The organism is Kribbella aluminosa (genome assembly GCF_017876295.1).
Lineage (GTDB): Bacteria > Actinomycetota > Actinomycetes > Propionibacteriales > Kribbellaceae > Kribbella > Kribbella aluminosa.
This window is the reverse complement of record NZ_JAGINT010000002.1, coordinates 1,678,495-1,692,217: the sequence shown is the minus strand read 5'-3', so window position 1 is coordinate 1,692,217 and position 13,723 is coordinate 1,678,495. Positions and strand designations below refer to the sequence as shown.

15 protein-coding genes are annotated in these 13,723 nt (G+C 65.3%); 2 read left to right on the top strand and 13 right to left on the bottom strand.

Annotated elements, in window-relative coordinates:
• Positions 1–35: 35 nt before the first annotated feature.
• The 11 genes from JOF29_RS29515 to JOF29_RS29465 form a co-directional block, all read right to left on the bottom strand.
• Positions 36–1,439, bottom strand: coding sequence for a putative type IV secretion/conjugal transfer ATPase (locus tag JOF29_RS29515; protein ID WP_245359580.1), 1,404 nt, complete (start codon positions 1,437–1,439; stop codon positions 36–38).
• Positions 1,436–2,863: an SCO6880 family protein gene (locus JOF29_RS29510; RefSeq protein WP_209697673.1), complete on the bottom strand. Its 1,428-nt coding sequence runs from the start codon at positions 2,861–2,863 to the stop codon at positions 1,436–1,438. The genes JOF29_RS29515 and JOF29_RS29510 overlap by 4 nt, the downstream gene beginning before the upstream one ends.
• A 2-nt stretch (positions 2,864–2,865) precedes the next feature.
• Positions 2,866–3,963, bottom strand: coding sequence for a TrbL/VirB6 family protein (locus JOF29_RS29505; RefSeq protein WP_209697672.1), 1,098 nt, complete (start codon positions 3,961–3,963; stop codon positions 2,866–2,868).
• A 136-nt stretch (positions 3,964–4,099) separates the two neighbouring features.
• The gene (locus tag JOF29_RS29500) at positions 4,100–4,390 is read right to left on the bottom strand and encodes a DUF6112 family protein (protein ID WP_209697671.1); all 291 of its coding nucleotides are present in this window, start codon (positions 4,388–4,390) and stop codon (positions 4,100–4,102) included.
• A 37-nt stretch (positions 4,391–4,427) separates the two neighbouring features.
• Entirely contained in the window at positions 4,428–5,369 is a 942-nt protein-coding gene (locus JOF29_RS45600) for a C40 family peptidase (protein ID WP_209697670.1), read from the bottom strand.
• Positions 5,366–5,986, bottom strand: coding sequence for a hypothetical protein (locus JOF29_RS29490; RefSeq protein WP_209697669.1), 621 nt, complete (start codon positions 5,984–5,986; stop codon positions 5,366–5,368). The genes JOF29_RS45600 and JOF29_RS29490 overlap by 4 nt, the downstream gene beginning before the upstream one ends.
• A 1-nt stretch (position 5,987) precedes the next feature.
• The gene (locus JOF29_RS29485) at positions 5,988–6,158 is read right to left on the bottom strand and encodes a hypothetical protein (RefSeq protein ID WP_209697668.1); all 171 of its coding nucleotides are present in this window, start codon (positions 6,156–6,158) and stop codon (positions 5,988–5,990) included.
• Between the two features lie 45 nt (positions 6,159–6,203).
• A complete protein-coding gene (locus tag JOF29_RS29480) occupies positions 6,204–6,950 on the bottom strand; it encodes a hypothetical protein (RefSeq protein ID WP_209697667.1) in 747 nt (248 codons plus the stop codon).
• A 127-nt stretch (positions 6,951–7,077) separates the two neighbouring features.
• Positions 7,078–7,917 carry a hypothetical protein gene (locus JOF29_RS29475; protein WP_209697666.1) on the bottom strand — a complete coding sequence of 280 codons (840 nt, stop codon included), beginning with the start codon at positions 7,915–7,917 and terminating at the stop codon, positions 7,078–7,080.
• A gap of 150 nt (positions 7,918–8,067) precedes the next feature.
• A complete protein-coding gene (locus JOF29_RS29470) occupies positions 8,068–9,144 on the bottom strand; it encodes a toprim domain-containing protein (RefSeq protein WP_209697665.1) in 1,077 nt (358 codons plus the stop codon).
• Between the two features lie 468 nt (positions 9,145–9,612).
• Entirely contained in the window at positions 9,613–10,488 is an 876-nt protein-coding gene (locus JOF29_RS29465) for a hypothetical protein (RefSeq protein ID WP_209697664.1), read from the bottom strand.
• A 572-nt stretch (positions 10,489–11,060) separates the two neighbouring features.
• Here JOF29_RS29465 and JOF29_RS29460 point away from each other — a divergent pair.
• Together JOF29_RS29460 and JOF29_RS29455 are read left to right on the top strand one after the other, a co-directional pair.
• Positions 11,061–11,726, top strand: a complete 666-nt coding sequence (locus JOF29_RS29460) for a DUF998 domain-containing protein (protein ID WP_209697663.1) — start codon at positions 11,061–11,063, stop codon at positions 11,724–11,726.
• Positions 11,723–12,145: a DUF1801 domain-containing protein gene (locus JOF29_RS29455; protein WP_209697662.1), complete on the top strand. Its 423-nt coding sequence runs from the start codon at positions 11,723–11,725 to the stop codon at positions 12,143–12,145. Before JOF29_RS29460 ends, JOF29_RS29455 begins: the two co-directional genes overlap by 4 nt.
• Before the next feature lie 50 nt (positions 12,146–12,195).
• On the opposite strand, the gene JOF29_RS29450 is transcribed toward JOF29_RS29455, so the two are convergent.
• Together JOF29_RS29450 and JOF29_RS29445 are read right to left on the bottom strand one after the other, a co-directional pair.
• Positions 12,196–12,600: a hypothetical protein gene (locus JOF29_RS29450; RefSeq protein ID WP_209697661.1), complete on the bottom strand. Its 405-nt coding sequence runs from the start codon at positions 12,598–12,600 to the stop codon at positions 12,196–12,198.
• Complete coding sequence (locus tag JOF29_RS29445; RefSeq protein WP_209697660.1) at positions 12,600–13,427, bottom strand: restriction endonuclease fold toxin-2 domain-containing protein; 828 nt, start codon at positions 13,425–13,427, stop codon at positions 12,600–12,602. Before JOF29_RS29445 ends, JOF29_RS29450 begins: the two co-directional genes overlap by 1 nt.
• Between the last annotated feature and the right edge of the window lie 296 nt (positions 13,428–13,723).

Sequence of the window (13,723 nt, the reverse complement as noted above, 5' to 3'; positions counted from 1 at the left end):
ACAGATCTCTGGGAGACCGTCCACCGGTGTCCATGTCACATCCTTCCGTCGGTGTCGAATAGCTGCGCTTCGCGTGCGTGCCGAACGAGTTGTACGACGAACGATCGGCTCGGGAGTCGCCACAACGCACGCCCCTTCGGGAGCTTCGCGATGGTGGACATCTCGACGTCTGTGAGTCCGAGGAGGGTCGCCGTACGAGCGAGCTGGTCCGGCTCCTGCCGCAACATGACCCGAGTGGAGCAGTCAGCCAGCAGGCCTTCCGCGAGAGCTCTGGCTTCCGACCCCAGATCGCCTACTGCGGCTAGGTCAGATAGACGGTGGACGATCAGGATGTTGGAGACACCCCACGCACGCGAGAGTTTCCACTGCTCCTGCATGCGACGCAGCAGGGCAGGATCGCGCATGACACGCCACCCTTCGTCGTACACGATGAAGCGCTTCCCCCCAGCAGGGTCGGTGACCGCCGCCTCCAGCCACGACGAGGCACATGCGAGCGTCAGGCGCAGCGCCTGATCATTGCCACCGGCACCGATCCAGGACGAGTCGAGCGTCACCATCGGGAGCGACGGGTCGAACCGCGTTGTCGACGGGCCGTCGAACATACCCGCGAGATCCCCATGCACAAGCCGCCGGATCGCGTGTGCAAGCTCTCGGCTGTCAGCCTCTGACGTGCCGGCATCCAACTCGGGCGCGAACAATGCCTCTACAACATCGGGGATCGTCGGCACCGGAATTCGGGACGCTCGGTCGACGGCCAGATCGAGCGCGGTGTGCTCTACCGCGGACAGTGGCCGACCGAGCGTGGACTCGGCCAGCGTGCCCAACAAGGCGCGTCTACGCGACCGAACGATTCGATCCCAGTCCTCGTCTGCAACTCCACCCGGACGGCTTCCGGCATCCAGGGGGTTCAGCCTCGTCGACAGCCCCGGCCCGAGCTTGATGACCGATCCCCCGACGGACTCTGCAACAGCGGTCCACTCCCCCTTCGGGTCGCATGGCACATAGGCTCGATGGCCGAGCGCGATGGATCGGGTGATCAAAGCCTTGGCCGTTGACGACTTGCCACTCCCGATGACCCCCGCCAGAAGCACGTTGGGATTGGTGATGACACGAGACTGGTAGAGCTCCCACGGGTCGTAGACGAACGATCCGCCGCTGAAGACGTCGTTGCCGATGTAGGTGCCGTTGGCACCCAGTCCTCCTTCGGCGAGGAACGGGTAGGCGATCCGAAGGATCCTCGTGGTCGCGCGATGATTGTCGACGAGTAGTGGGAGCCTTCGACGCAGACGGGCGTTCTCAGCTGGGATCTGCTCTGCCGGATGCTGTGTCGGCTTGGCAGGCGTCGTACGGCGCTGCGGCGCTCGGCTCGCGCGACGATTGGCTCGCCTGGTTCGCCGGTCTGTCTCGGTGGGTTCGAACCACCCTGTGCTCGGTCTCATCCGAGTCCCACCCCGAAGGGCAGCGCCGCGGCGAGGAACCCTTCAACCTGCTGCCCGACCAGGCGCCGTACGTCCAGCAACGCCTGGGATGCGGCGATCTCGATCTCGGTGCATGCCTCGTCGAGGGCATCCTCGGTGTCCGCCGACACCGCTATCAGTCCGATCCAGCGCACGTCGCCGTGGCCGGCGGCAAGGTCCTTCTCCCGTTGAGCAACGTCCGCGTCGAGCTGACGGTCTTCCTCGGTCTCCATCTGCCCGACACGCTTGCGCGTCGATCGGTCGGTGACCCGCTCGACCTGGTGACGACGGGCGTCACGCAGCGCCTTGCCGATAGGGACCGGTTGCAGCACGAGGGAGAACGTCCGCCGAATCCCCGGCCGGAGCAGAAGTGGACTCAGGAACGACGGCGTCGCCCGGAGCCGGGGCCATTCGGTCACGACATACACCCGATGGAACGACGAGTCGGTGCGCAGATGGTCCCAGGCAGCGTCGACGGCCAGAGGAGCCGCATCCGCAGGGTCGATCTGGCCCATGACCGTCCGCGTCGCGGCGGGGTCGAAGGCGACCCGAAGACTAGCCGCCAGGTCACCCGCGTTCAACCAGACGCCTGCAACCCCTGCAGCGGAGAACGAGGTCTGAAAGGCGCGTGACTCCGAGTCCAGAACTGCCATGGCGCCGGCTAGTCCCCCGCCGTATTTGCGAACCTCCTTCGACACCGCGTCCAGGTTCAAGGCGAAGCTGAACAGGGTCTCGTGCCTCGCTGCGGCCGGTGCTGCATGCTGCAGCAGGTCCCGGTAGATCCCCCCGGCACCGCTGGATGCATCCAGACCGCGCTTACGCGCCCAATCACCGAGACCGTCGCCCGGGTCCGGGATCGTTCGCTCGAGTATCTGCGCGCGGGCGATCCGGTTGCTCTGGCACAGGCCAGCGATCATCCGACCGTACGCCGCAACGCGCCGGTCCTGTTCGTCGGAGTTCTGGAGCAGATGCGCCGGTCCCTCGATCTTCGCAACCGCGATCAGACGTCTGCGATGCGGATCATGTACCGCACCAATGGACGATCGGGTGTCCAGGATCCGCAGCGGGCTGGATTCGCCCGGCAGTTGCAGGGATCCGGTCCGCCGTGGTGTCAGCAGGTTGGCCCGGTACGACTGGTTCTTGCGCAATCCACGAACCATATGGGCTGCGCGCAGGACGATCCATCGGTACGCCGGCAGACCCTCGAACCGTCCGAACGCGGTGACTGCGCAAGCGACGGTCGTGGTCATCCCAGCCGTACGCAGCACCGCCGGCCAACCTGCCAGCAGCGCGGTCAACGACGAGACAATACCGACGATCACCAGCGCTACCTGAATCGGTCGCAGCCCCAGCAGCAGCGAGTTCCGCTGTGGTCGTGGGAACCGTGCGGACAGTGCGTTGGACATCCTCAGTCCCCCTTCTCCGGTGTCGAGGTAGAGCCTTCGCCCGGTCCGCTCGATTCGCCATCGATAGAGACCTCGCTGGTAGCAACTGCGATCACGGTGCTCCCCGAGTCCGAATCTGCCGTCGGCGCCGACGGCGCAGGTGGAGTCGTCGAGTCCACGTCGGCCGACGAATCTGCCGAACTGACCGGATCCGTGACCTGATCGGAGTGCTCCGTCGCATCATTGGTCGAGTCCCCATCGGGATCTTGATCGCTGCTCGCGACCGGTGACTCCTCGTCCTTGTCCGACCCGCTGAAATCTCCTGCAGTCCATTGCTGGAGGCGTTCGAGTTGATCCTTGCCCGCTCCGACTCCGGCAGTTCCCTGCTGCAGCATGCGCGTCGCTACCTGGCCCTGATCGCCCGCCCAGTGAATGAACGAGTAGGTGGCCAGCGGCGCGAAGGCCGCCATGGCGACCAGCAGGACGCCGGCCATGAAGGTGCCGATGTTCGGGGCATCCTCCTTTCCAGGCGCCCCTACAGCCGCGAAGCCAAGGGTGAAGATGAGCGCCATCGCGATCTTCGAGAACAACAGCGCGCCGACGATCTCGATCCAGCGCCGTAGCCAGTGCCGGGTAGCGGACCAGGTCCAGCTGACCATCGCCACCGGTGCGAACACGACGAACGCAATCAGTGCGACGTCGCGGACCAGCATGACGAAGTACAGCGAGAAGATCGCCAGCAGTCCGAGCTGGAGGGCCAGGAGAAGGATGCCGCCCATCGTCGGCGCGGTCAGGAAGACCGTGATGTCGGTCATCCTCTTGATGCCGTCGGTGGCGACATGCTGGGCGAGGATTCCTGTCGAGATCTGGTCGACCGCTCGCCCGCAGGCCGCAACAACAGCGACCGCCACTGGGACGCCGGCCGTCCCTAGCAAGGCTCCGACGACCGCGTGCCCGAGTCGCCCAGGCTCGCGGCGAATCACCGCGGAGACGCATTGCAAGACGAAGACGCCCACCAGGATCGGGAGTGACAGCCCGATCATCAGGTCCAGGTTCTCGCGCCACCACGCCTGGTCGAACCGAGGCGACGTACTCGTGGTGAACGTCTGAAATACGTTCACCGACAAATCAGACATCCCGGTCGCTGCCCATCTGACGAACGAGTCCCATACCGAGTTGGCTGCCTTGTTGCCCAGATCACCGACGGCACAACCGATCGGGCTGAGAAGACAATCGCTCCACGCCATTGCGCCGCCCCTAACCGATCTGGATACCGCTGAAGAAGCGGATGATCGGGTTCGCCGAGGCGATCAGAACCGCCGCGCCTGCTGCCACGAGGCAGCCGATCTTGCCTCGCCCCGCGTAGTGCGAGTTGCTACCGAGGCTGCCCATCGCCCACGCGACGGCGGAGATCACGAAGGCTGCCACGCAAACGACAAGGCTGAAGGTCTGCAGCGCACCGACAATCTGCCGGAGTGCTGGGAGACCGGGGAGGCCGTTCGCGTTGGGACTCACGCCGGGGTCTTGGAGTTGGAAGAAGCTGAGCATGGGTTGCCTCCTGGCGCCGGACAGCACCACTGGATTGTTAGGAGATGGGATAGATCGGTGGCGCCCAGCCCAGGTAGGTAGCGCCCCATTGCCTTTCGATCGACTCGACGCCGACGAGGTACACACCGCCCTGGCCTGGCACGCGGTCACCGATGTCGTTCGAAACGATTTGGCCGTTTCCGACGTACACCGCGACGTGCCCGTACGGTCCTTGGGTCGACCAGAACATCAGCGCGCCGATCGGCGGCCGGCGGTCATCAGGGTGGGCGTTGCCACTCCTGACCATCTGCGCCCACTGCTCGGTCGCCGAGTAGTAGCCGGAGTGCGGACGGCTCCAGATGTTCGACGCCAAGCGAGCGCATAACTGGTAGTAGCCGCGGCTACCGACAAGGTCGAGTGCTCGCCGAACGGCGAGGTCGGCACCGGGAAGCTGTCGTGTGTCGCCAGCTCCCCAGCTGCCGCAGGCGCCGACCTCCGGTGTCGCACCAACCAGCCGTACGGCCGCGTCGTAGTTGCTGCGGTAGTTGGCACCGTCTGCGAACGCTGAGCGCTGCACCGCCTGCGCGGCCATCCACGGCTCCAACGACGTCCAGCCAGGAACATTCGCGAGGGCGGCATAGAACAGTCCCGCAGCGCCCGCCGGGTCCATGCGTACATCAACCAGTCCCCAGCCATCCCGCTGCTGGAACAGACCACGCGAGTCCGGACCGGCCCTATCCCCGTGGTCTGTGTTCCGTAGCGACGACTCGGTCATGGCCGCCATGACCGCGATGACCTCGCCCTTCTCGCCCGCCCCATAGCGCTCGCCGACGCCGACGACCAACGCCAGGTTGGACGCCTGCTCGGCATCGAGGCTGACGGTGCCGACGGTCTGGCGTGCCTCGCAGGCATCCGACCCTTTGGCCACGATGACGAGCGGAGCCACCAGACCGGTCGCTGTCGCGAGAAGCGACCCGACGGCGACGAGCTTGATGATCACTGCGGCAGTTCGTTGGTGGCCGACCAGAACGTGCACTGCGGTCGGCAAATCACCCCGACAGTCACATGCCGATCAGTCGTTGTCTTCGCTCCGTCCAGCACGTTGTCCTGCGTTCCGCGGACGAGAACGGCGTGCCAGCCCTTTGGCGCTCTGGGATCCCGCGCCAAGGCCTGCAGCTCAGGTGTCGCTGCGGCCGTCACGTTTCGGACCGCGGCCCGTGCGCCATGGGCCTTCAAAGCCTCCCATTGGCTCGCATACGGCAGCATGCTTCGAGCGACGACGGCGGAGTCCGGCGCATCCAACGAGTCAGCGAAGGACGAGACGACGTTCTGCCACTGGGCGTAGCTGTGCGCTGCCGTGTCGTAGGTCCAGATCGTCGTACCGAACGCGGCCGCATACCGCACCGGGTCCGTCGTGGCCGGCCGTACCCAAGCCGACAACGGCGCCGGGCCGGGGGTCGATGTACCCGTCACCTCGCCAGTGCTGGACCGTCCGGACTCGCCACCAGCCACCTCAGGGGTGCCTCGCCAACCGATCACCAGGGCCAGGACCACGATGACGAGCAGGACGAGGATGACGAGCGGGACGGCGAGCTTCGAGCTCATGACTCGACGCATGTCAGAGTTCCCTTCGTGACTTTGCCGGCTGGAGCCGGCCGATGAGTGCGCGCGCGATGGGCGCCGGAATGATGCGGACCGCGGCCTGCAAGCGCAGGTAGAAGCGGAACTGAGCGAAGTAGTACCGAACCAGCCAGCTCCGGCGGCGTGGACGCCTCTCGAGGTTGTTCATGGAAGCTCAACGTTTGGGCCCTCATGACCCCCGAGTAACTTCGGATCATGCGGCGAGAACGAGTCCCAGTCCGAGACCGTCATGCCACGACGCACCCGGCGGCCGACCGAACCTTCTGGACCGGTAGGACGTCCGAGGTAACCTCCCGACCGCTTGGTCGATCCATTGCCGTACGGCGGGGTCTGCGAACACCGAATCCGGTGACTGCCCACCTGCGAGACGCGAGAGCGCCGACGTGCGGATCGAGCCGTTGTGCAGCAGCCAAGCCAACCCTTCGGCCTGATCCTTGGGTACGCCGACGGCCCGCAGCCGTCCTGCGATCGCGTGCTTGGAGAAACCAGGCCCATCGGCCGCAACGACCAACCGCCGCCGTACTTCGCCGACCGGCAGCCCAGCGTTCTCCAAGCGCATTCCAACGCGGTCCAGCATCGGCCCTAAGTCCGCCAGCAGGCTTGGTTCTTCGGAATCGGGTACGTAGTCCAGCAACGGATGCCTTTGTCGTCGTCTCGCTTCCTGGCGTACAACGTCGGCCAGCCGCCACCGCACCATGTTCGCCAGATATCCCCAGGTCACCTGACTGGCTGGGAGCCTCTCGGCCAACCGCCGGCACCGTTCCCATGCCACGACTCGGGCCATCTGCGCTGCCTCGTCGTTGCCCAGGGCGGCCCGGAGCCGGCTGGGCAACTCCGCAACGATACGGACCTCGATGGCAGCGGCGAGCTGCTTCGAAGGCTCCTCCGCCCATCCTGAGTCCACTGCGTCGGCCAGGAGCGCCTGAAGGTCTTCAGTCACTGGCTCACTCCGTTTCCCGAAGCCTCGGGCGTCGGCCCAAGTGCTAACGCTTGCTGTCGGCACCAATCTCGGTGGACACGGGATTGATCTGAACCCCGATCACGAACTCCCGGAGTCCTGGATTCCGTCACAGGGACGGGCCGGTCGGCGACGGGCTCGGATCGTCTAGCTCCGGCAATTGCTGACGACTCGGCTTGTAGTCCTCCAATGGGCGCGTCGAGACCATCGCGTCGTAGAGGCGTCGAGGTCCGTTCTCGGTCTTCAGCAGACTCGACGCGCTCTGACCATCAGGGATCTCGACCGCGCGGACCCGTTTGTAGAAGTACGACAGGTCCGGGTGCGAGGCGATCGCCGTACGACGCCACTCCTGGTCGCCATCCAGGGCGACGATCACCGTGTCCGTGACGGTGTAGCGGTACAAGGTCTTCGCCTGCGCCGACGACATCTGCGCGCCGCACATCGGAATGCCGGCCCAACGCTCACCCGCCAACCGACCGAGGTTCTCGATCGCGACCGCATCCAACGGATCGTTGACGACTACAACAAAGGCTCCGTCTGTCAGGATGTCTATCTGTTCCTCGATCCCGGCCAGGGCATTCGACGGGCGATGAATCAACGTTGTCGGCGACGCCGTGTACTCCGGCTTGGCTCCGGGTCCGACGCCGACGAATCCGACGGGGTCAAGACGCTCGTCCCGGGTGAGCATCATCAGTTGATTGCGAAAGACATCAACCGCCGTACCTTCCTCGGTCCATTCGGACAGACCGGCTCTGATCAACGTGCGGAAGTCGTAACCCTGCTCACGCATGTGACTAGTGAGTAGCGTGAACGCGTCGGGCGCATACCCGATCCGCCACGGCGAATCCACCCGCAGTACCTCGCCGACGCCGCGATCCCGGACCTGATCCACCGGCCAGCCAACGTTTGCCCTGAGCAACTCTCGACGGTAGAACCTGGCAGCAGCCATGTTCGCCACCATCATTCGTTGACGTTCACCACTGATCAGCGCATTCTCGGAATCCGATGACACAGCATTCATCACAACCTCCGTAGACCAACAACTCGTTGGCTACGAAGGTGGTCTCCGACGCCCGGACAAAGAACCCCGATCTCCACATCAGGGAGTCGGTGAGTTTCCAGGTGCCCCGAGGCCAGCAGGTGGGTCCGTTGGCGAGTCGGGAACGCGTCGACGAACTGGCCGATCAAGGGTCTCGACCACCTCTCGGGAGACGATCTCCCGATCGAGCTGCAGCAGTTCTGCGAGCTCCACCACCTGCGCAGCCACTCGGTCCTGCGGCAACCTCGCAACCAATGGAGCAACCCGGCGCAGCGCATTCACTCGTCCGCTGATGTGATCGAGGATCCGCGACCACCGAGCCATCTCGACCTCAATCGCCAACTCAGCAAGCGGCCTAGCCGAGCTCAGCGCCTCGAACAACCGATCCGGTGTCGCAAGCAGCGAGGACGGATCGTGCCCTGACGGCAACTCAGCCACCTGCACACGCTTGAAGAACGTCGACAGATGATCGAGCCACCTCAGCGCAGCAGTGCGGCCGGCACTATCCGAATCCACCGCGACGATCACGGTGTCACCATCCGAGTACTGGCGGACCATCGTGGCTTGGCCATACGACAGCGCCGTCCCGCATACTGCGAGTCCTGCCCACCCGTGAGACGTGAGCCGACTCAATTGATCAACGGCCGCGGCGTCCATTGGCCCTTCAACGACGACGGGAGTTGCGCTGCCCTCCAAGAGATCACGCTGCTCGGCGAGGCCGACGAGCGTGTCTGACTTCCGATAGATGCGCGTCGTCGGCGAGTTCAGGTACTTCGGCCGGCCGCCACGTGAGCGTCCGACGAATCCGACAAGCATCTGCCCTGAATCCCAAGCAGGGAACATGATCCGATCACGGAACCGATCAATCAGATATCCGTTCTTGGTCGCTTTTGCCAGCCCAGAGGCCAGCAAGGTCTCGTCGTCGAAACCGCGGGATCTGAGGTGGTCGACCAAGCGCGACCAGCCGTCAGGTGCGTAGCCGACATTCCAGTGCGATGTCGTCCTCACCAGATGCTCAAGCCCACGCTGAGTTAGGTGCGCAGTGGCCCAACCGGCTCGAGACTGCAGCAACTGCTCACGGAAGAACTGGCCTGCCGCGACATGTGCCGCGACCAACCGGTGATCATCACAGCTCATCGCCCATCACCGCCACACGCAATCAAGGCATTTCGGGGCCGCCGGGCAGGTTGTTCGCCTCGTACTCCATCGGCGGACTATGGCCATCGACTGGATCACGCCGTCCGCGCAGGGGCTTCTCGGGCAAATCCGAGGGCAGCTTCATCTCAGCCGGCGAGTCATCCCACAGGCCGGCAGATCGAGCGAGTTGCTGGCCCATCCGGTCGATTCCCTCATCCAGCAGGTCAATAGCCCTCCGGATCGACCACCTCAGAGGTCCGACTTGGTCCTGTCCGTCCTCTCCGGCAGTCCCTTCCGGCGGCGTTGGTCCGGACTCTGGCTGCATCCCGCCTCCTCGTGCCCGCGTTGCTGACGGCAACGTCTTCGAGTAAGCGTCTTTGCGTCGGACCGCGGCCAGAACCCGGAACACGAATTCCGGGAGTCCGCGGTCCACCGAAGGAGCAGATCGTCAGCTGGCCCCGGCATCGCTCATGGCTCGAGTCCCCTCTCTGCAACCTCCGCGCCAGGCGAGTGAGTGGCCAGCTCGGGGAAGGCGACAGCCGGAGCGCCTGGACGCATCTGCGGCGGCGACAAGTAGCGGTCCACCGCGTCGTACAAACGGTTCGCGGCGGCTACGACCCGGCCGCCCAGGGTCTCGACCTGCCGAACGGGTGGGGTCCTGCCGACGATGCCCGCGGTTGTGGCGATGAGGTCGGTCGTCGGTTGATCAGGTAAGCAGCCAAGGCGGGAGGCGAGCATGAATGCAACTGATGACGCTTCCAGCCGGGCGATACCGTGGCAGCTCGATTCACGAGACCGCTTGTGCATCCTGTGATGAGCCAACTCATGGGCCAGAGCCATCGTCGCCATCGGCACGTCGAGGTCGTCCGCGACAACGATCCGTCGGCCTCGGTGAAGAGTCTCTGCGCCACCCGAGTCCGACACCAACCGCCCACGATCGACCCGATAGCCTCCGGCGATTGCCACCTGCTCCAGCGCGGCGAAGACATCCTGTGCCTGTCTGCCTGTCGTCAGCTGGAGTGGCCGGCCGTCAGTTTGGCTGACATCCCACACAGTCGCGACGCCATGTCCCTGCACAGGCCCTGCTGAACACTCCCGCTCAGGCGCCGGGGCAATGATTCTGATCCCGGAGGCGCCACGTGCGATGCGACGACCTCTGCGCTGCCATCCCTGGCGCCCGTCAACCCACTCGGCGCCCGGCATCTGCAGCTTGATCAGAACGATATTGCGAAACGACTGATCACGGAGAACCGCGGCAGCGTCGAGCCACCGGCACCAAGCCGCATCCGACCAGTTCCGCCGTATATCAGTCTCGACGGCCCCCCGAAGGTCGTCCACCGTCACCCGAACTCGGTTCACCCGTCCGAGGGTCGCTCCTCCCGGAACAGCACAGAACCCAGAACTCCGTATCCAGGACTCCCCAATCAGTCAGCACGCGACCTCGTGCTGGGACGTGCTCACCCGGCGACCAGCACGTACGCCGACGGCGGTGCGTTCGTGGAGACGCCTGTTCGCACTCACCTCAACTGCCAATCGGGCCGCGGTGCGCTGTGACCACGTTCGCCGTCAGGGCAGTTGGATGACGATGCCGGTGTGGGCGGTGAGGATGGCGGCGACTCCGGCCCGGATGGCTGTGGCGGCTCGGGCCGGTGTGAATGACTTGGCGTCCTGGCCGGTTGAGGTGCCCAGGCCCTTTGCCGGGAGCCTGGTCTGCATGTGGAACCGGGGAACACACCCCGCCATGGGGATGCAACCCGCAGCGCCCGTGCCTTCCTGCGGAACCGTCTCCGAAGTGGCTCACAAACCTGGTCCGCCTACAGCACGCTTTTACAGCGATCGAGCTGGGATGGCCGCTCGAGTACCGCCGTACCGTTGACCTTTGCCGTCCGTCATGCCCCCATGGACAGGTGATACGTATGCCGGCAGGTGGCCCGGACGTCCGGATGGGTGGCGTCGCGTGGGTTCTGACGGTCGTCTACTTCCCCGTCCAGCTTGTGGTGGCGCTGGCCTGGCCCGGGCCGTATTCGTTGCTGGACAACACAATCAGCGACCTGGGTGTCACCCACTGCGGGCCGTACAACCCGTTTCCCAGCCGTGAGGTACGCGTCTGCTCACCCCTGCATCTCGTGATGAACGCCGGATTCGTGATTGTCGGCACGTTGACCGCCCTCGGATCGGTCCTGACCTGGCGCGCCTGGCCGACCGGACGACTGACGAGCGCGGCACTCATCGGCGCGATCCTGGGCGGGATCGGCGGTGTTCTCGTAGGTCTCGCCCCGTCCGACACCGCCCCCATCGCACACGGCGCCGGGGCGCTGCTACAGCTTCCTGCCGTCGTCGCGCCGCTCCTGTTCGGCATAGCCATCCATCAGTGGCGCCCCGTACTCGCAGCATCGTCGGTCGTCATCGGCATCGTGGGCATCGCCGGGACCGTGCTGTTCGCCCTCCGGTTTCCTCCCCAAGCGTTCGGCCTCCTCGAACGACTCGCGCTCGATCCGTTCACCATCTGGACCTGCCTCCTCGGCATCACCGTCTGCCGGTCTGTTCAGCCTCCAGCAGCGAATGGGACGATGCCGGCATGACCAGCACGGACATCGCCGCGTACCTCGCCAGGATCAAATCGCCGAAGCGCCGCCGGGACGCCGAGACGATGCTCGAACTGATCAATCGCGCCACCGGCGAGGAGCCGCGCATCCGGTCCGGACTGGTTGCCTTCGGCACCTACCACTACAAGTACGTGAGCGGCCGTGAGGGTGACAGCGCCGCAGCCGGGTTCGCCGCCCGATCGGCCGCCACCACGGTGTACCTCGCGGACGGCGTCGGCGCGCACTCCGACCTACTGGACAAGCTCGGACCGCACACGACAGGCGTCGGATGCCTTTATCTCAAGGACCTCACCGACGTCGACCTCGACGTACTCGAGGCGATCGTACGGCGTTCGTACCAAACCCTCACCGCCGGCACCTACCCGCTCCGCGCCCGCGAGACCGATCACCCGTAGGCCGCAGCCGAGATTGCCGATGAACCAACTCGGCCGAGAGGTGAATGCGCCTAATCCGGCGGATTCTCCGCGTGATCGATCCAGCCCGACCTGATGTCGTCGGAGGTCATGCCTGGCATCAGCTCGACGTGGCCGTTGTAGGCCTCGTCGACAGCCCAGATCCGGCCTGCCGGATCCGCAGGCAGGACAGATCGAACCCACAGCATGACTTCCGCCGCCTGTTCGGCAGTGCCGTCGGTGGAGATGCCGTCGCGGGTGCGGAAGTGGAAGATCTGGAACGCCGGCTCACCGGGGCGGTCCACGCGCGCCGCGACATCCACGGGCGACTCGTCGCCGGCCCGCTGGACCAGCGAGGTCACACCCGGCCCGAAGCCCGTGACGACTGCTTCCTCGAAGCGCTCCTTGGACAGGTCGAAGCCGTCCTCGTCGGGCGACAAGATGATGATGTTCGGCATCAGCGTTCCTCCTCCGACCAGACCTGGACATCGAGATCGATGCCCTGGCCAAGGATCTTCCGGGCGCGTTCTCCGAGGAAACGCGCCGCGGCATCGGTACTCGTCACAAGTCTGATCCTCTCGACCGGGTTCGCATTGTGCTGAACAACACTCGCATACCGCTCCATCTCGTCATCGAACGGATGCAACATCACCTCGAGCATGCGTGCCGGGACCTTGCCCTCGTACAGGCTCCGATCAGGTCGCATCACGTATTTCACCTCCACCACGACCACGGTGTCCGGGTCGACCTCCAGACCGTCGGCCCAGATCGTGCTGCCAGGTTCGGCCGTCGCAAGTTCCACCTCGACATCTCCGACCCGCGCCCGCTGATAGCGCGCCCACGGCTCGTCCGACGTGACCGCCTTCGTGTGCTTCGGATCAGCAAGCCGTTCATCGACCCAGGCCCGACGCGTCTCGGGATCCGCCCACGGGTCTTCCGCGAGCTCGGTCGACGCATCTGGAGCCGGCAACGACCGGTTCCCGCCCTCCGGGATGGTTGCTCGGTCGAGGAACGCCGCGAGTGCGTCGCCATCTGTCAACGCGGCCGCATCGCGGGCGTCCCACCGGATCGCGAGTACGGGGTGGTCCTCCCGTACGTCGACGCGTGCCCCGAGAACAGCCGCCCGCTGCATGGTGCGCGCAAGCCCGACTGCCTCGTTCGAAGGCATCCGATCGAGAACACCATGTACGTCGTACATGCCCGGGCGGAAGCAGTCAGCAAGCTCGTCACGGCCCTTCGACGGGTCGAACAACAACCCGGCCAAGGCGGCATCCCCACGAATCACCAGCGATACCGAGGCATCTCCGCGACTCGCCCCTTCATTCTCGTCCACGCCCTGTAGAGCCGGCTCCCGATCGTCGGGTGCGTTCTCAGCCGCTTCGTCGGGGTGATGCGAGGGCTCATCTGCATCGCTCTCAGCGAGATCAGATGGCTCGAACTCACGGTGCAGCTCCGAGTCGACCAGCAGCACTGTGTGGCCGTCACCCGTCCTGTGCCACGACTTCCCCTCCGGTGTGCTGGACCACCCGAACAGCTCATTGGCACGAGCATCGGCACCAGGACGCTCAGGACTGTCCGGTT